Genomic DNA, 17,286 nt, shown 5'->3' with positions numbered 1-17,286 from the left:
TTGCCGCTCAATCTGGGTCATTGGCGAGCACGATGAGCACTTTTGCCTCCCTGTTTGCCCCCCAGCAGGTCGGCAATGTCATCGCCAATCTTTGCCAACAAGTCCATCTCAATCACCCGTTGGCGAAAGGCTCCCGCCACCTTGTGCTTGTCGTAACGCCCAGCCAGGTCGCGGGTCAGGCTGAAGGCCAGGTCAATGCACAGATGCTCCTTGTACAAATCGGCCAGGTCGTACACAAAAGGCAGGGGGCTGCCTGAGTGGATGAAGCCAATGTGTGGCGAGTAGCCCATGCTGTGTACCGCCGAGCACAGGATGCCGTACAACGCGGCGTTGGTCGAGGTAAGGATCTGGTTGGTCAGGTCGCTGGTCTCGAACTTGCCGGGGGTAAAGTGGCGGCCTTTCCAGCCCACCTGGTACTTTTCGGCCTGGGCTATGTAAAGCGCGCGCACCCGCTGCCCTTCCATGCCCATCATCTCGGCCAGGTTTTTTCCGGTCAGGTCGGCATCCGGAAACCGCCGGGCAAACATGGCGCGCGCCACTTCGATGGCTTTTTTCGGCTCCGCAGACAGCTCAATCTGCCTTTTCAGGTTGCGCGTGTCGGCGGTGGGCAAGAAGCCGGCGGCGTAAAACAGCAGGCTGTCCTCGCCCACCCAGCAGATGGCACAGTTGGCAGCCGTGGCGGTGCGTACCGCATCGTGGGTGATGGTGGTGCCGGGGCCGAGCAACAAGGCATTGAGCGTAGCCACCGGCAGCGGCACCACGTTGTTGGTGGAGTCGATCCACTTGATGCTGCTGTCGTCGATCTCCAGCCGACCCCGTTCGAGGTAGATAAACGGGTATTTGTCCTTCACCTGCGGCAAGGACTCCCGGGTGACTTTGACGAACAGGCGCATGCCGTCATTCATGGCTGCTCCGCTGGCGCTGCTTGTACCGTGACGCGGCGGTCGCGGTACTTTTTGTGTTCGCCAAATTGCAGTGGCACGTCGTTGAGCGTGAGCACTTCGCCGTCGTGTTCGCCTTGGAGTACGCGCATGGCCAGGGTACGCTGTTTCGATGCGGCCAACTGTTGCCCGGCGGCCAGCGCCGCAGCGCTGTCGTCGTACACGCCCTGAAATATGAACTCCGTGGGCACGCAGTTTTTGCGGCCCAGATACAAATCCCAAACGGGGGCTTGCAAGGCAGCAACGGCAGACGCGGCCAGAGGGGCCGGTGCCTGCAAGGCCACGGCATAGGCCATGTCTTGCAGGTAGTAACGGTAGGTCATTTTGCTGCCACCGCCCACGGCTTTTTTGCCTTCGCTGGTTTTGGGTATGAGCAGGGTTTGCCAAGGGTCTTGATCGTCGTAGCCACTGCCCACCATGTGAAAGTCTTGCAGCAGCGGCAGACGCGGCAGGGGTTGGCCTTTTGCATCCTGCCGCACATAGGCCGCTACTTGCATATCCAGGTCGGCCCAGGCGGCCAGCCAGTCGTGCTGCTCGCCATTGGCACCTTGGGCGCAGCACAGCAACCCCAACACGCCCGACTTGGTGGGGAAGTCCAGGCTGTCGCGCCGTCCAAATTTGGAGTCGTGCCCCCAGGACTGCAACGGGGCTTCCAGCCACAGCAGCAAATAAGGGTTGCTCATGGTGTACCTCAGTTGATGTGGCTTTGCAAAGCGGCGATCAGATCGTCGATGCTGAAGTTCTCGTCTTCGCCCCAGTCGTAGCCCGCCACCTTGCCAAACAGCGAGCCCGAGAGCTTTTCTTTCTTGTCCAGGTAGCCCTTGAGTGCCTCGATGCTGGGTTGCAGGTAGCCCTCGCCACGTGCCTTGACGGGTTGTTCAAACGGGACTTGCAGGCGCTGGCCCTTGCGCACCAGCACGCGGGCAAATTCCCAAGGGCTGGCACCGGACTGGGTGGTCTGGCGCGCGTTGGGCACGGCCACAAACAGGGCTTGTGCGAAGGCCGCCACCGCTTTTTTTAGGTCATCCGGGCCCAGTGTTTGCGCCAGTTGGCCCACATCGAGGCTGACATAGCGGTAGTAGGTGGCGGAGTTGAACTCAAGGCTGCCCATGTGGGCCGAGCCGGGTTCGTCCTGCAAGTCGTCCAGCGCGGTAAAAAACTCCACCTCGTTGCTGACCTTGTGCGTGGAGATGGCATGGGCAAACGAGGCAGCAGCTTCGACGTTCATGTCGGCGGCCTTGGCCACCATGCGGCCAAACAGGGCGATGTCCAGCGCATCAATGGCCGGGTTGAGGGCTTTTTTGGCGACTTTCGCCAACTCTTTGTCCTTGAGCTTGGAGGCATCAAAACCGTGCTCCTGGGCGTAGGCAGCAAAGGCTTGGGCCTCGGTACCGCTGATGAACAGCAGGGTGTCGTCACTCAAGAATTCGGTCATTTTCTGGCCGCAGGCGCTGGCGGCTTCGTCGGTAGCGCCGGCATTTTGGCAAGCTGCCGTGAACAGCTCTTGCGACTTTTTGGTGCGGGTGGCCAGCTTGATGCCAAAGCCGGGCATGGCCAGGCGCACTTGGCGCTTCCAGCACTGCGAACTGACACGGGCACGGGTCACACCCCCCACCACGGCGGTTTTGGGGGCGCCCACGTCGTCGCGGTTCAGGCAGGTGACCGAAAAAGATTGCAGGATGTGAAATTCAATGCGCGTATTGCGGTAGGGGTTGTTCATAGTGATGCTCCTTTTTTAAACAGGGGATGGGGTGGGCAATGGCACGATTTGCAGCAGACCGCAGCCAAAGCTGCGCCCTCGGCCTATGCCTTGGCCAAAACTTTGGCGAAACTGTTCACGGTCGGTCACCTCCAGCTGGCCTTGCACGTGGGCTTGCGCCAGCGTCACGGTGCGCTGGCTTTTGTCCTTGAATTGCAGCACGTCCAGGCGCTCTACCTGCAAGTGTTCGGGTGATACGGCAAAGCCCCAGCTGGCGGGGCCACGCTCGGCAAACCACGCTGCCACCGCTTCACGGCCTTTGACGGGCAGCAGCTTGCCGCTGGCGGCATCGCGCCGCGTGGGGTTGACGATGACCTGAAAGCGGTAGTGGCTGTGGTCGAGAAAACTGTCGGGTATGGGACGGCTGTTGACATGCCCGTGGCCCCCCTCGGCACAGCTGGCCGGTGGGCGATTGGCCAGCAGCAAGATCTTGCGGCCCAAGAAATCGCCCCCTTGGTCGGCCCAAAGAATGCCGCTGGGTTGGCTGGCCGACTTGGCCTGTTCATCGCGCACATCTGGGTACAACCCATAAACGACGCGGTGCAGGGAATAGGGGTCGGTGATGCGCAAGGCCTGGATGGCGGCGCGATCCAGATGCAAGACGCTGGCAATCAGGTTCATGCTTCCTCCTCTATTGCGGTCTTGTGGCCATAAAACTCCTGCGCCCATTGCGCCTTGACCGATGGCGGGGCAAAGGCAAAGCGGCGCAATTGGCCCAGCAGGTGGGCGTAGTCCAGTGGCTGGGCCACGCGGTTGTCGATCAGCGTCAATACCGGGCGCAGCAGACGGCAAAGCTCCGCCACCTCGTCGCAGGCCAGCAGACGGCGCAAGCGTGCCTGGGCCTGATCGTTTTGGTGGCCATCCGGGTAACAGCTGGCAATGGCACGCCCCAAGGCCAAGGTGCCATTGTTCTGGATTTTGGCCTGGGCAATGGCAGCGGCTACGCAGGCAAAGGGCAGTCGTTCGTCGTCGCGCTCCAAGTCAATGCCGTAGCGGGCCAGCAGCTCCCAGCTCTGGTATTCGGTGGCCGGGTTGTTGGCGCGGCGTAGCCGGGCGGCCAGGCCCTTGTCTCGTTGGCACTGTTCGATCACGCCGTGCACGAAACGGGCCTCACGGCCTATGGCTGGGTGTGCGGGTTGTTCGCTGCTCATGCTTCAGCTCTCCTGTTGCAAATATTTTTGAAAATGGGGGCGGCACTTGGCCCAGGCATCGAGCTGGCGCGCGGTGTCTTTGGGGCAATGGTGGTCGTAGGCTTGCTGGACGTAACTGGCAAAGCGATGGCGCAGTTGCTGGAGGGCAACTTGGTTGGTTTCAGACGGTTCGCAATGGTCGAGCAGCGACTGAAAATCGCGTTCGCACAGTTGCCAGAACAGGTGTGTGGCCTGGGCTGCCAGCTTGGCACCATCCATCAACTGGGTCTTGAAGTAAGCCAGCACGCGGCCATACAGGCTCTTGGCCAGATCATCAAGGGCCGTCATTTCCTGTTGCAGTTGGGCAAACCAGAACTCGCCCAGCGTGGCGCTGTGCAGCCAGAGGGTGGATTCAACAAAATCGTCACTGCCCGAGGCGTATTGTTCCCCCGCGTTGCTGCTGACGCGCAGACCACCCGACCAGATGGCAAAGCTGTCCACCACGCCAGTGGCGCGGTGAATACCGGCGTTGAGTTGCAAACAGTTGAATCCTTGGGTTTGTTGCTGCGCCAAAAAGCCCAGCAATGCCGTCAGCTCACGCCAAGGGCGTTTTTCCGGATTTGTCCACAAGGCCTTAGGGTCTTTGCCCGAGTAGTTCACGGCCACCGACGGGTCACTGACACCTTCTTTGTAGCCAGGGTGAACGATGCCTTCGGAATAGTGCAAGCCATCTTCTGCCAGCAAGCAGAAGCGGCACAGCGGCAGCAGCCGCCCCATCAGCGATGCCTTGAGCTGGCGCGCTACGGCGCAATCTTCGCCAGCAGGCATTTTTTCCCAAGGGGGTGCGCCGACCCCTTGCGGGTAACGCTGCGATTGTTCAATCTGTTGGCGCGTGAGCAGGTTGAGCCACAGGGTTTGCCAGAGGGAAGTGCCTTCTAGCGTGTTGTGCAGCAGGCCCATGTGCGCCACCGCTGGCCCGGGCTTGCCGGTGGAAGGCTTGCCTTTATCGTTGCGCTTGCCAGCGTAGCCAGGGGTCAAGGTGATGCTATTGTCAGTTTTTTTGCCGCCCAGCGCAAAACCCATCAGGCACAGCAGCAACACTGACTTGTCGGCATCGGTCAGTGGGCGTTCCACTTGCCCGTGGTTCAGTACCGTGGTGTTGCCGGTAGCCACTTCGGGGAGCACCGTGCCATAGCTTTTGCACTCGGCGGCTGCGATGGCGGGCATTTGCAAAAAAGGTTGCTCGCCGTACAGGTAGAAGCGGTGTTGCCACCGTTCTAGGTAATCGAGGCAGCGGCTGGCCAAGCCTTCGGGGCCAAGTTCGCGCCATTGCGCGTTGTCATCGGGTGTGACAGCGGCTTGGCAGATCGCCAGCAGCAACTTGGTCAAGGCCATTTTTTGCACTGGGTTGCCACTCAGGGTGCGGTAGCTGGCATCGCTAAAAATCTGCCGCAGGCTGACCCGGCCTGCATTGGCCACGGGTATCCACGCTTCGTCGATCAGGTTGTATCGGTTGGTCATATGTCCTTGCCTTCAGTCTTGGAGCACCCGGTAGCCCAGATCCTCGCGGTATTCCAGTGTGTGCTTGTCGTGTGCGCGGCTGCCGTGCAGGCCACGCAGCCTGCTGGTGTCATCGACCAAGGCCACACGCAGCACGCTTTCGTCGTCCGCCCAATTGCGATCCCCCAGATAGAAGCAGTGGTGCAGGGCGTACTTTTCCAGTGTGTCGCGGGCCACGGCTTGCGGTGCCTGCCCGGGCATGACCGGCACCACCTGCTGCATCAAACGCACCGTGAGCGTTTTCCACCCATGCTTGCTCAGCCGGTGGCGCTGCCAGGGCAGCATGAGCTCGTCGCCATTGAGAAAAACGAGTCGGCTGGCTTTTTGTTCGCTGAGCAATTGCAGGTCGCGCAACAGCAGCACTTCAAAGGTATCGGCTTCGCTGTAGCGGGTTTGCGCTTGGCTTTCGGGCAGGGTTTTGCCGTCGGTGGCTAGCCCGACCCGCGCCAATTGTTGCAACGCCTTGCGGCCTTTGCGGCTGTGCGGTGGCCGTGTGCCTTGTTCGAGTTCGTGCAGCCAGCGGGCCATCGCCCCCGTTTCTGGCTGTTCGGCATAGGTTGGCTCAATCAAATCCCTGATGTCTTGCGGCAAGTGAATGTGTGTGCGTGACTGCCACACTTGCAGGCTGCGGCACAACACGTACGGGCTGTACACATGGGCGCTGGCCCCGAAGGCGGTGTACGGGGCCTCGATGGCTGCGTCCAGATCCGGTGCCAGCAGCCAGGCCTCGCACGCAGCACCGTTGGCACGCGGGGTGTCGCTGTGTCGCCACAGGCGGCCCAGTCGTTGCAGCAGCATATCGGTGGGGGCGAAGCGGCTGACGAGAAAGTCAGCGTCAATGTCGAGGGACTGTTCCAGCACTTGGGTGCCTACCAAAATACGGCCCCGTTCACAGCGCTGATGCCACCCCGGTTTGCCAAATTGATCAACCCAGCGCGCTTCCAGGCGCGCCCTGTCGGTCATGCTGAAGCGCGAGTGCAGCAGGCCAAAATCCAGTCCCAACTCGGCGGCACGCGCGGCCAGGTCGAGGTAGCGTTGTTGCGCCTCCTTGACGGTGTTTTCTATCCAGAGCACTTGCTGACCTGCTGCGGCACGGTCGAGGGCTTCCTGCACGGCGGCGCTGTCATCGTGTTGCAACTGGACAGCCACCCGCACAGGACTTGCGGCTGCTACGGCCAGTTCTTGTACCGGCTGGCCGTTTGGCACTGCGGTGATCAAGGGGTAGGCTTCGCCCTGCAAATCGGCTTGCAACAACTGGCTGCGCCGCTGCCGGTTCAGCGTGGCGCTGAGGATGATGACGGTGCAATGCAAGCTGCGCAGCAACTCGACCAGTGCATCGAGCAGGGTGCCGGTGTAGGCATCGTAGCTGTGGACTTCGTCCAGAATGACGACCTTGCCCGCCAGACCAAAGGCGCGCACGAAGCCATGCTTGACGTTCATGGCGGCCATCAACGCCTGGTCGACGGTACCGACGGCGAAGGGTGCCAGCAAGCCACGCTTCGACTGCTGAAACCATGCGCCGCCGGGGCGACCTTCTTCGCCCATTTCGGTGTCTTGCAGCCAAGCGTTGGCGTGCAGCAACAAAGAGCGGTGTTCGCAGTCTTTGGTCAGAATGCGCTGCAAGAAAGCGTCGAACCGTTGATGGATCTTGTTGGAGGTCAGTTGTGTAGGCAGGGCAAAATAGATGCCACAGGCTTGCCCTTGTGCCAGCAGCTGGTAGGCGGCGTACAAGGCGGCTTCGGTCTTGCCCAAACCCATCGGGGCCTCCAGCACATACACACCTGGGCCGGTAACAGCTTCAATGAGCTGGTGCTGGGCGGAACGTGGCGTGAAGCCAAAGATTTGCTCAAAACTCAAATTTGGGCAAAAGCTGGGTGGTACAAAGCCCGCTTCGTTCAACGCCTGTGCAATACGCGGTTGCCACGCCTGCGCTGGGTCTTCAAAGTGCTGGCCGGAACCAATCCAGTCGGCCACAGAAGTCAGCCCTGCCAGTAACCTTGCCTGTTGCGCTGATTGCAACGCTGGCCAGTCCATGCCCAGCCGACGCTTGAGCTCCCCGACCAAAGCCACACGCTCTGCCTGCCAGGCCACTCCCCCAAACACTTCAGCATCAGCACGTTTGCCCGCAATCGGCGGGCTGTAGCCGTGGTGCTGACCGAGTATCTCGGGTACCCATGATGGTGCCCCCATCGCCTCAGCGGCGGCCTGACTGACCCCGGCATGCCCACCCCAGCCGCTTTCAAGCGTAGGGTTAACGGACAACGCAGCCCACCCCTGAGGCGACACCGTACACGCACGGCGCAGTTTCTCAAAAAAACAGGGGCTGACTTTGCCAATGTCGTGGCAGGCCGCAGCAAAGGCGGCATTGGCCGGAAACAGTGCAGAACGCAGTGCCTCTGGGTAACGTGCGATCAATGCCTGCGCCGTGTGGCCCACGATTTCGCAGTGCTCAGCGACGGTGCGACCTGGAACGACAAACCCGTCCGCCGTTTGGAAGGTTTTTGCGGGGCACGCCGTGAACGCAATCTTGGCGGATATGGAGCTGCTGGACGTGTTTCTGGGCCGCATGTGCGATGGTAAAAGAATATTTATGAATTTTTCATTCTATGGCTTTTTAATGTAGGTGTTATAAACTTTTCAGGTGTTTTTTGCTCGAGTGCAAAAAACCTAGGCTGCGGGTGTTGCTGTTTCAGCTGCGATGGCCTGTTGTGCCGCCATGCTGTCCTGCCGACGCTGTTCCAGGAACTGGCGCAGGCGTTCGGTTTCGCGGCGGGGGTTGTAGAACCAGTCGGTAGACCAGATGCGGTGGATCTTGCCGCGCCAGCCCAGTGATTCCAGGATCTCTTGCCGGATGCGGTCGCGGTCGCGCACCGAGAAGCCGCTGTGGTACGTGGCCCCGTCGCATTCGATGGCGGCCAGGAATTCACCGGGACGGTTGGGGTTGCGCACCGCCATGTCCAGGAAAAATCCGGCCACGCCCAGTTGAGGCTGTACCTCGTAGCCCAGTGTGCGGATGACGTTGGCCACCGCAATTTCAAAGTCGCTGTCGGGTTCGCGTTGGGTCACTTCGGTGCGGGCCAGCACGCCGTGCTGGGCGAATTCCAGGTAATCGCGCAGCACGCGGGTGCCCACCGGGGTTTTGTCGTCCAGCACGATGTCTTCGGGCTGCATGGAGGTGAACAACTCGATGCGGCGTTTGGCGCGTGTGAACAGCACGTTAAGTCTGCGCCAGCCATCGGCGCGGCTGATGGGGCCAAACGCTTGCCGCACGCTCTGGCTGCCGGGGGCTTTGCCGAAGGTGGTGGAGATGAAGATCACGTCGCGCTCGTCGCCTTGCACGTTTTCCAGGTTCTTGACGAAGAACGGCCAGCCTTCGGCTTCCCAGCGCGCCATGAAGGCCGCGCCTTCGCTGAAGTTGCGCAGTTTCTGGTCGATGAGTTCTTCCAGCAGGTCGCGCTGGGTACGGTTGAGGGCGACCACACCCAGCGATGCGTTGGGGTGGTGCAGCATGTGTTCCAGTACCGCGTCGGCCACCTGTTCGGCTTCGCGCAGGTTTTTGCGGTCCTGGTACACGCCATCGGCCACGTGGCGGTAGTGCACGCCCAGTTCGCCACCCGCGTCCTGCGGTGACGGAAAGATGACCAGATTCTTGTAGAAGTGGTGGTTGGAGAACGCGATCAGCGACTCGTGCTGCGAGCGGTAGTGCCAGCGCAGGCTGCGCACCGGGGCAAAGAGTTGCTGGCAGATGTCCAGAATGCTTTCCATGCCCGTGATGGCGCTGGCATCGTCCTCGTCTTCGAGGTCGTCGTCGAGCATGCGTTCAAAAAAGTTGGTGGGCGGCAGTTGTTTGGGGTCGCCCACCACCACGAGTTGCGAGCCGCGTGCAATGGCCCCCAGCGCGTCCTCGGGCCGCAGTTGCGAGGCCTCGTCCATCACCACCAGATCAAACTCCAGCGCACCGGGCTCCAGGTACTGCGCCACCGATTGCGGCCCCATCATGAAGCAGGGCTTGAGGGCTTGCAGCGTGCGCCCCGCGCGTTTCATCAGCTGGCGGATGGGCAGGTGGCGGCGCTGTTTGCTCATCTCGCGGCGCAGCAGGTGCAGCTCGGTGTAGTCGCTGGCGCTGGTGCCGCGCTGGCCGTCGGGCAGCTGGGTGTGGTCGGCGATCTGGTGCGCGAATTCTTGCCCGGTCAGGGTGATGATGTCGGCATCGAGGTGGCGGTAGTGTTCGCGGATTTTTTCGTGGGCAAAGCCGTCGAACTGGGCCAGTTCGGGGTGGTTCTTGTAGATCTGGCGGCCCATGGACTGGTAGGTGGCAAATTCGAACGCGGTGGCCAGTTCGGTGGCGGGCAGGCGGCGTTGTTCCAGTGCCTCTACAAAATCTTGCAGCCCGAGCTGTTCGGCGTGCTGGCGCGCCAGCAGGTACTTGGACCACGGCAGCACGCTGTCGGCGGCGTCCAGCGCCAAGGCCAGGCGGTCGCGCAGGTCACCAGGGCGGTCGGGGGTGTCGGCCCCGGCGGGTGCGCGGGTGCTGTGCTGCCATTCGTCCCAGCTGAAGCGGCCATAGGTGTGCAGGCTGTGCAGCACCTGCTGCGCCTGGTGGCAGCCTTGGTCAATGGCGTCGTACAGGCGCTGCGCGCAGGCCAGTTGCTCCGGCGCCTGCTCTGACAACAGCGCCTGGCGCAGTGGTGCGGGCAGACCCAGCGCACAGACGGCGCGGCCCCAGGCGTGCAGGGTTTGCAGCGTGTCGATGTGGGTGTCGCGCCCGGCCAGGTGGGTGCCCAGCACGTGGGCCACGCCTTCGGTGTGGGCCAGCACGGTCAGGGCGGTGTGGGCCTGGGCTTCTTCGCCCAGCGCGTCCAGCACCTGCTGTGCCGAGACGCCGGGCCGCGCGCGCGGCAGCAGGGCCCGCAGCGCCTGTTCGGCCTGGGTGGCGTCCTGCCGGGGCAGGGCCAGCCAGTCGTTCCAGCCGGTGCAGTGGGCGCTGGCCGGGGCGTAGGGGGTGATGGCGCTCCAGGCGTCGTCCAGCGCCAGTCTGGCTTGGGCAAACTGTGCCGTCACCTGCAGCGGTGCGCTGGCGCTGCCAAAGGTACGCGCCTGGGCGGCGGTGTCGGCCACCAGTGTGGCACCGGCAAACAGCGCCGACAGCGCCGCTGGCCATGGCCCCACGGCCAGGTCGGCCAGCGGGGCCAGCACGTCGCCTGCGGCGTCGCGCAGGTGCTGGCGGCCCGCGCGCAGCAGGGCCAGGTCGGCGTCGGCACTGGCCAGTTCGGCGCGGGTTTCCAGCAGGGCCAGCACGGCTTGGGGGCTGAGCTGGTCGTCGGCGTAGCGCGCAAAGAAGGCGCCCACGGTGGCGATGGTTTGCACCGCCTTGTGCAGCCGGGCCAGCCCTTCGGGCCAGTTCTGCTGGCGCCCTTGCCTGAAGCCCGCGATGTTCATGCCCAGGGTCTGGCGCACGCTGGCATCGGCCTGCGCCAGTTGCTGTGCGTCGGCTTGCAGGGCGTCGGCCTGCGCCGCCAGTTCGGCCAGCCGCTCGCGCGGCCAGTGGGTGATGGGGGTCTTGTCGCCCAGGCCGGGGCAGCTGGCCAGCGTGGTGTGCGCAAACTGGTACCACTGGTGCAGGCGCTCCAGCGCGTCGGGCCGGGTTTGCCAGCCCAGGAACAGCGGGCCCAGCTGCTGTTGCAGCTCGGGGTTGCGCTCGAAGTGGTCGCGCAGCTCCAGCCACTGCGCCAGTTGCAGCAGTTCTTCGGCCATCTGGTGCGCGGGCACGTGGCGCGGCTCCTTGCACAGGCGTGCGTGCAGCTGGCGCGCGCGGCGCCAGTCCTTGTTGAGCTTGGCCAGCCAGTTGTCCTCGCGCCGCAGGGCGGCAATGGCGGCCTGCACCTCGGGCAGCGCTGGCAGCAGGTCGAGCCAGAAGGTCTGGTTGAGCGCGATGCGGGTCTCGCGCTCCGATTGCAGGGTCTGGCGCACCTGGGCGATGGTGTCGGCGGCACGTGGCTGGGCCAGGCCGGGGTGGCGCTCATCGAGCAGCTCCAGTGGTGCCGCAGCGGCAATGCGGGCCAGCACGGCGGTTTCTTCCACCGCGCGTTCGGTGGCGTCGAACGGCAGCCCCAGCCGCTGCATGGCCTGTTGCAGCCGGGCCAGGGCTTCCTGCCAGCGGGCCATGTCGGCGTGCAGGGTGCGCTGGATGCGGTCGATCTCGGCAATCGGGCGGTCGGCCAGCGGAAAGGCGGCCATGCGGCGCGCCTGTTCCAGCACCTGGGGGTCGTGTGCGCTGCCGGGCACCAGTTGCGGCACGCCTGCCGGCGCGGCCAGGGCGTCCAGCGCAGCCGGTGTGCCGTCGAACGCCAGCCCACGCCGACGCGCCAGTTGCGTGATGCGCTCCAGCGCCTCGCGCAGGCGCTGCACGGTGGCCAGCAGCGCCTGCGCGTGGTCGTCCAGCGTTTGCACCGGTTGCGTGCCCAGGCCGTACAGCGCGAGCTGTTCGCAACTGCGCAGAAAGGCCTCGGCGCTGGCACTGCTGGGGGTGGTGTACGGCGGCTGTGCCAGCGCGATGGCATCGGCACAAGCCTGCACCGCGTGCGCCAGGGCCTGCACCCGTTGCTGCGCCTGCTCCAGCGGCAGGGCCAGCAGGGTGGCGGGGGGCGGTGTCAATGGCGCGTCGGGCAGCGGTGGCGGGCTGCCGTCGGGCTGGTGCGGCGCTGGCAGCAGCACCTGGGCGGCGGTGTCGAACAGTTGCCGGGTCTGCGCCATGCGTTGCTCTACGTCGGCCAGCAGGGCGGCGCTGCGCTGGCCTTGCGGGTCGTCGTGGGGGTCGAACAGGCGCGCCAGCACGTCGCCCGCACCGCCGTCGGGCAGCGCGGGCAGGCGTTGCAGGGCCTGGCTCACGATGTGGGCCTGGTCGAGGTCGGGCACCTCGTCCAGCCCGAACGCGGCCACCGCCTCGCTGGCGGCCTGGGCCGCGGCCTGCGCGTGCGCGTGCGCTTCCCAGACCAGGCGCGCGATGGCCTCGTCGTCGCTGGGCGCCAGCGGCTCGGGCCAGAAGCCCCACCACGGGTGGTGCGCGTCGAACGGGCCGATCACGTCGTACAGCTGCGCCAGCGTGCCCAGGCGGCTGCGGCGCGTCTCCAGCGCGTCGGCGTTCCAGGTGGCGGCGTCGGGCAGCGTCAGGGCATGCACCTCGCTGGCCGATTCGCCCAGCGTCTGGCGGCGGCGCTCGGCGGCCCAGAACACGTCGTGTACCGTCAGCCCCAGTGCGTTGCCAATGCGGCTGCCCATCAGCTCGGCGTAGCGCGCCAGCTCGGTCTTTTGGCGCTGCAGCGTGGTCAGCTTGGCCTGGAACTGCGGTGGCGCGGGAAACTGCTGGTCGATCCGCGCAGCCACGTCGTCGAGCAGCTTCTTTTTCTGGCCTTTGTGCGAATGCAGCTCCAGGCAGAAATGCCCCAGCCCGGCCTGGTCCAGGCGGCGGCGCACCACTTCCAGCGCGGCAATCTTTTCCGACACGAACAGCACCGTCTTGCCGCGCGCCAGCGCCGCCGCAATGATGTTGGTGATGGTCTGCGACTTGCCCGTGCCCGGCGGCCCGTTGACGACCAGGTTCTTGCCCGCCAGCACGTCGATGATGGCGCTGTGCTGCGACGAATCGGCGTTGTAGATCAGCGCCTGCATGGCCTCGGGGCGGTCGTCGATGCGGTAGTCCTCGGCCTGGAAGATGCCCTCTGGCCGGTTGCCGCTGCCGCCGTGCTCGCCACCCGAGAACACCGCCCGCACCAGCTCGTGGTGCAGCAGGTGCGGGTGCTTCCTGGTGTCGAGGTCGGCCCACAGCGCCAGTTTGCCAAACGACAACATGCCCAGTGTGAGCTGGCGGCGCACGCGCCAGCGCGGTTGGTGTTGGATGGCTTGCGTGACGCTGGTCAGGTACCGCTCGGGGGTGTCGTCGTCTTCGTCAAAGTCGGGCAGCGACAGCATGAAGTCGCGCCGCAGTTTCTCTTTCAACGTCTGGTTGTCGGCCACATCTTCGCCGTTGTGGGCCAGCTGGTAGGTGTAGGTGCGGCTGCCGTTGTCCACACCACCGCGCGTGAGCGCCACGGGCAATGACAACAATGGGGCCAGCAGCGCGCGTTCTGAATCGTTGCTGTCGTAATACTCCAAAAACCCCAGCACCAGGAACAGCATGTTGGTGCCGGTTTCCTCGATGGCGGTCTTGGCCTGCGCCGTGAGCTGGCGCAGCTGGCGCTCCAGCTCCGCCGGGTACAGCAGCGTCTGCAGCGCGGTGGCGGGCGTGGCCTTGTTGGGGCTGGCGTCGGCCTTTGAGGCGGGTGCGGGCAGCTCGAACGAAACGGACAGCCCCAGCGTGGCGGCATGGGTTCGGGCGTCGGGTGGCGGGCTGGCGCTGGCATCGGGCAGCGGCACGTACTGCAGCGTCAGCGGCTTGCCGTTGGCGTACAGGTGCTCGAACACCGCGTCCAGCTGCGGCGTGCCGGCCAGTTGCACACAGCGCCCGCGCGGGTGCTTGTAGTGCAGCAGCGTGTTGCGCGACGACAAGTCCAGCAACCGCGTGCGCAGCTGCTCCACCGCGTCGGCCACCGCCACCTTGCCCGAAAACAAATCACCGCCCGCTGTTGTGGCTTGCTGTTGATCCATCTGTTGCCCTGTTGTGCCTGTCGCCATAAAAAAACGGGAGCCGTTGCCGGTTCCCGTCGGTATTGTCGCAAACCCGCTGCCGGGTTGGTCGTGGTGGTCAGAGCGAGTCGATGAAGCTGCGCAGTTTGTCGGAGCGGCTCGGGTGCTTGAGCTTGCGCACCGCCTTCGATTCGATCTGGCGGATGCGCTCGCGCGTCACGTCAAACTGCTTGCCCACTTCTTCCAGCGTGTGGTCGGTGGACATCTCAATACCAAAGCGCATGCGCAGCACCTTGGCCTCGCGCGGGGTCAGGCTGTCGAGGATTTCCTTCACCACCTCGCGCAAGCCCGCTTGCATCGCGGCTTCCATGGGCGCGGTGTTGGCGCTGTCTTCGATGAAGTCGCCCAGGTGCGAATCGTCGTCGTCGCCGATGGGGGTTTCCATCGAAATCGGCTCCTTGGCAATCTTCATGATCTTGCGGATCTTGTCCTCGGGCATCTCCATCTTCTCGGCCAGCAGGCTGGCATCGGGCTCAAAGCCGTGCTCTTGCAAGTGCTGGCGGCTCAGGCGGTTCATTTTGTTGATCGTTTCGATCATGTGAACCGGGATGCGGATGGTGCGCGCCTGGTCGGCAATCGAGCGCGTGATGGCTTGGCGAATCCACCACGTGGCGTAGGTCGAGAACTTGTAGCCGCGGCGGTACTCAAACTTGTCCACCGCCTTCATCAGGCCGATGTTGCCTTCCTGAATCAGGTCGAGGAACTGTAGGCCGCGGTTGGTGTACTTCTTGGCAATCGAGATCACCAGGCGCAGGTTGGCCTCGATCATCTCCTTCTTCGCATCGCGGGACATTTTCTCGCCCTCGTTCATGCGCTTGTGGATGGCCTTGAGTTGGTCAAGCGGCACCACGACCTGGGTCTGCAGGTCGATCAGCTGCTGCTGCAGCAGCTGGATGGGCGGGATGTGGCGGCCCATCGTGGTGCTCCAGGGCTTGCCGGCGGCGGCCTGCTTTTCCACCCATTCGCGGTTGAGCAGGTTGGGCGGGAAGTCCTTGACGAAGGTTTCCTGCGGCATGCGGCACTTCTCGACGATGATCTTGCGCAGCTCGCGCTCCTTCTTGCGCACGCCTTCGACTTGGGCGCGCACGGTGTCGCACAGCTTCTCGATCGCTTTGGCGGTGAAGCGGATCGTCATCAGCTGCGCCGTGAGCGCCTGCTGCACCTGCTGGTAGGCCGGGGTGCCGTAGCCGCTCTTGTCGTAGGTGGCCTGCAGTTTTTCCGACAGCTCGCGCATGGCGTCAAAGCGGTTGAGGGCCTCGCGCTTGAGCTCCTCGAGCTTGCGCGTCATGGCCTTGGAGCCGCCCTTGCCGTCGTCGTCGTCGGCTTCGTCGTAGGAGTCGAAGTCTTCCTCGGCCACGTAGTCGTCGGCTTCGTTGGCGTTGGCAAAACCGTCCACGATGGTGGAGATGACCACCGCGCCGCTGCGGATGTCCTCGCCCATGGCCAAGATTTCGGCAATGGTGGCGGGCGACTCGGAAATCGCGGCCATCATGTCGTTCAAGCCACCCTCAATGCGCTTGGCGATCTCGATCTCGCCTTCGCGCGTCAGCAGCTCAACGGTGCCCATCTCGCGCATGTACATGCGCACCGGGTCGGTGGTGCGGCCAAATTCGCTGTCCACGGTGGACAGGGCGGCCTCGGCTTCTTCCTCGGCTTCCTCTTCAGACGCGGCGGTGGGGCCAGTGTTGTTGAGCAGCAGGGTCTCGGCGTCGGGGGTTTGTTCGTACACCGCCACGCCCATGTCGTTGAGCAGCGACACCACGACTTCCAGCGTTTCGGCTTCCACCAGCTTGTCGGGCAAGTGGTCGTTGATCTCGCCGTGCGTCAGGTAGCCACGGGTCTTGCCCAGCTTGATAAGGGTCTTGAGGCGGTCGCGGCGCAGCTTGGCTTCTTCTTCGGTCAGCACCGTGTCGTCCAGGCCGAATTCCTTCATCAGCGCCTTTTCCTTGGCCTTGCTGATTTTCATGCGCAGCGGCTTGACCTTTTCGGTCGGCTGCTCGGTGGCAGCGGCTTCGGGGCTGGCGGCTTCCTCGGTCACGCCTTCGTCGAGCAGCTCCTCGATGTCGCTGAGGTCGGCGTCGTCGTCCAGGGCGTTGGCCTTCTTGGCGGCCTTGGCCGGCTCCTTTTTCTTGGGGCTGGCCTTGCGGGCGCTGGCTTTCTTGGCGGGGGCGGCGGTTTGCGCTGCTGCCGCTGTCACCGCTGTCACGGCGGCTTCGGGGGCGCTGGCGGCCACCACGGCCGTGCCGCTGCTGGTGCCTTCAGCCGCGCTGGCGCTGCTGGCGCTGCTGGCCGGGGCGGGCGTAGTGGTCTGGGTGCTGGCGGCCTTGGTGGTGCGGGTGGTCTTGGCCTTGGGCTTGGCCGCTGCGGCGTCGGCGCTGGCGTCTTGCATCAGCACTTCGGGCACGCTGACCACCTTGCGCGCGGCCACCTTGGGCGATGACGGCACCTTGACGACCTTGACCACCACGGGCGGTGCCGCAGCGACCTCGGGCGCGCTGGTGGGCGCTTCGGTGCTGGCGGTGGCGGCCAGCAGCGACTTGGCGCGGCTGGGCCGCTTCTTGATGATCACCACCGGCGCGCTGGGGGCGGCTGCGGGCAGGGTGTCGTCGTCGTGGAGCGGCGTGGGGGCGGCAGAGGGGGTGGTGGACATGGGCGACCTGGTATCTCTGTAAAACGGGAGCACGAAAAAAGGGGTGCAGCGGCGCAGTGGCTGGCGCTGCCCGGCAAAGGCTGTCAACACGGAAGCCCGCAAGCTGTGGGGGCGAACATTTGGTGTGCAGTCCTTGCGGTGTCAGGTCGGTGCGACCATGGGCCCGGGAGGTGGTGTCTCTGGGTGCCGTCAGGCGGTGCTGGACGGGGGCCGTGTCCGGAGGTGTTGCTGTCGCGCTTGCGTAGGCGTCGGATTATACCGGGCCGCCCGCTTTTGTGCGGGGTTGATACGGATTGTGGTGGCCCTGCCAATCCGTTAGCATGCGCAACACCATGCCTGTTTTTTCTCATTTCATGCAACGCCGCCTGTGGCAGATGCTGTGTTGCATGTGGCTGGCTGTGTGCTGGCAGCCCGGCCTGGCGGCCCCGGCGGTGGCGCCGCAGGCCGTGGTGGTGGCGATGGACGACCAGTTCACGCCGCTGGCGTTCCGCGATGCCGCTGGCGAACTGCAGGGCATCAGCCCCGACCTGTGGCGGCTGTGGGCGGCTAGCCCGGATATTTCAC

Annotated in this window: 9 protein-coding genes and 1 pseudogene; 1 reads left to right on the top strand and 9 read right to left on the bottom strand. The window is 64.3% G+C overall.

Translation table 11 applies throughout. The features are described from left to right. Positions 1-17: 17 nt before the first annotated feature. The 9 genes from cas1e to rpoD all read right to left on the bottom strand — a co-directional run bounded on the left by cas1e (position 18) and on the right by rpoD (position 16,461). Positions 18-905, bottom strand: coding sequence for a type I-E CRISPR-associated endonuclease Cas1e (gene cas1e / locus CON76_RS11295; protein WP_101103450.1), 888 nt, complete (start codon positions 903-905; stop codon positions 18-20). After that, positions 902-1,624, bottom strand: a complete 723-nt coding sequence (cas5e, locus tag CON76_RS11290; protein ID WP_101103449.1) for a type I-E CRISPR-associated protein Cas5/CasD — start codon at positions 1,622-1,624, stop codon at positions 902-904. Before cas5e ends, cas1e begins: the two co-directional genes overlap by 4 nt. An 8-nt stretch (positions 1,625-1,632) precedes the next feature. Then, complete coding sequence (cas7e, locus tag CON76_RS11285) at positions 1,633-2,661, bottom strand: type I-E CRISPR-associated protein Cas7/Cse4/CasC (protein ID WP_101103448.1); 1,029 nt, start codon at positions 2,659-2,661, stop codon at positions 1,633-1,635. Between the two features lie 15 nt (positions 2,662-2,676). Then, positions 2,677-3,321, bottom strand: a complete 645-nt coding sequence (gene cas6e / locus CON76_RS11280; RefSeq protein WP_101103447.1) for a type I-E CRISPR-associated protein Cas6/Cse3/CasE — start codon at positions 3,319-3,321, stop codon at positions 2,677-2,679. After that, a complete protein-coding gene (gene casB / locus CON76_RS11275) occupies positions 3,318-3,851 on the bottom strand; it encodes a type I-E CRISPR-associated protein Cse2/CasB (protein WP_101103446.1) in 534 nt (177 codons plus the stop codon). The genes cas6e and casB overlap by 4 nt, the downstream gene beginning before the upstream one ends. Positions 3,852-3,854: 3 nt before the next feature. Continuing rightward, a complete protein-coding gene (gene casA, locus CON76_RS11270; RefSeq protein ID WP_101103445.1) occupies positions 3,855-5,351 on the bottom strand; it encodes a type I-E CRISPR-associated protein Cse1/CasA in 1,497 nt (498 codons plus the stop codon). 12 nt (positions 5,352-5,363) lie between these two features. Next, positions 5,364-7,958: a CRISPR-associated helicase Cas3' gene (gene cas3 / locus CON76_RS11265; protein WP_101103444.1), complete on the bottom strand. Its 2,595-nt coding sequence runs from the start codon at positions 7,956-7,958 to the stop codon at positions 5,364-5,366. Between the two features lie 99 nt (positions 7,959-8,057). Further along, positions 8,058-14,033 carry a DUF4011 domain-containing protein gene (locus CON76_RS11260; protein ID WP_169929050.1) on the bottom strand — a complete coding sequence of 1,992 codons (5,976 nt, stop codon included), beginning with the start codon at positions 14,031-14,033 and terminating at the stop codon, positions 8,058-8,060. A 97-nt stretch (positions 14,034-14,130) separates the two neighbouring features. Continuing rightward, positions 14,131-16,461, bottom strand: a complete 2,331-nt coding sequence (rpoD, locus tag CON76_RS11255; protein WP_101103451.1) for an RNA polymerase sigma factor RpoD — start codon at positions 16,459-16,461, stop codon at positions 14,131-14,133. A 593-nt stretch (positions 16,462-17,054) separates the two neighbouring features. Here rpoD and CON76_RS11250 point away from each other — a divergent pair. After that, a pseudogene (locus tag CON76_RS11250) lies at positions 17,055-17,286 on the top strand (hypothetical protein); the annotation flags it as partial.

The organism is Macromonas bipunctata (assembly GCF_002837135.1).
GTDB classification, from domain to species: domain Bacteria; phylum Pseudomonadota; class Gammaproteobacteria; order Burkholderiales; family Burkholderiaceae_C; genus Macromonas_A; species Macromonas_A bipunctata.
Note: the sequence above shows the minus strand (reverse complement) of the source record. Positions and strands in the feature narration are given on the sequence as shown.

Coding starts and splice junctions, on each gene's coding strand:
- cas1e (WP_101103450.1), bottom strand. CDS start 905: ATGAATGACGGCATGCGCCTGTTCGTCAAAGTCACCCGGGAGTCCTTG.
- cas5e (WP_101103449.1), bottom strand. CDS start 1,624: ATGAGCAACCCTTATTTGCTGCTGTGGCTGGAAGCCCCGTTGCAGTCC.
- cas7e (WP_101103448.1), bottom strand. CDS start 2,661: ATGAACAACCCCTACCGCAATACGCGCATTGAATTTCACATCCTGCAA.
- cas6e (WP_101103447.1), bottom strand. CDS start 3,321: ATGAACCTGATTGCCAGCGTCTTGCATCTGGATCGCGCCGCCATCCAG.
- casB (WP_101103446.1), bottom strand. CDS start 3,851: ATGAGCAGCGAACAACCCGCACACCCAGCCATAGGCCGTGAGGCCCGT.
- casA (WP_101103445.1), bottom strand. CDS start 5,351: ATGACCAACCGATACAACCTGATCGACGAAGCGTGGATACCCGTGGCC.
- cas3 (WP_101103444.1), bottom strand. CDS start 7,958: ATGCGGCCCAGAAACACGTCCAGCAGCTCCATATCCGCCAAGATTGCG.
- CON76_RS11260 (WP_169929050.1), bottom strand. CDS start 14,033: ATGGATCAACAGCAAGCCACAACAGCGGGCGGTGATTTGTTTTCGGGC.
- rpoD (WP_101103451.1), bottom strand. CDS start 16,461: ATGCAAGACGCCAGCGCCGACGCCGCAGCGGCCAAGCCCAAGGCCAAG.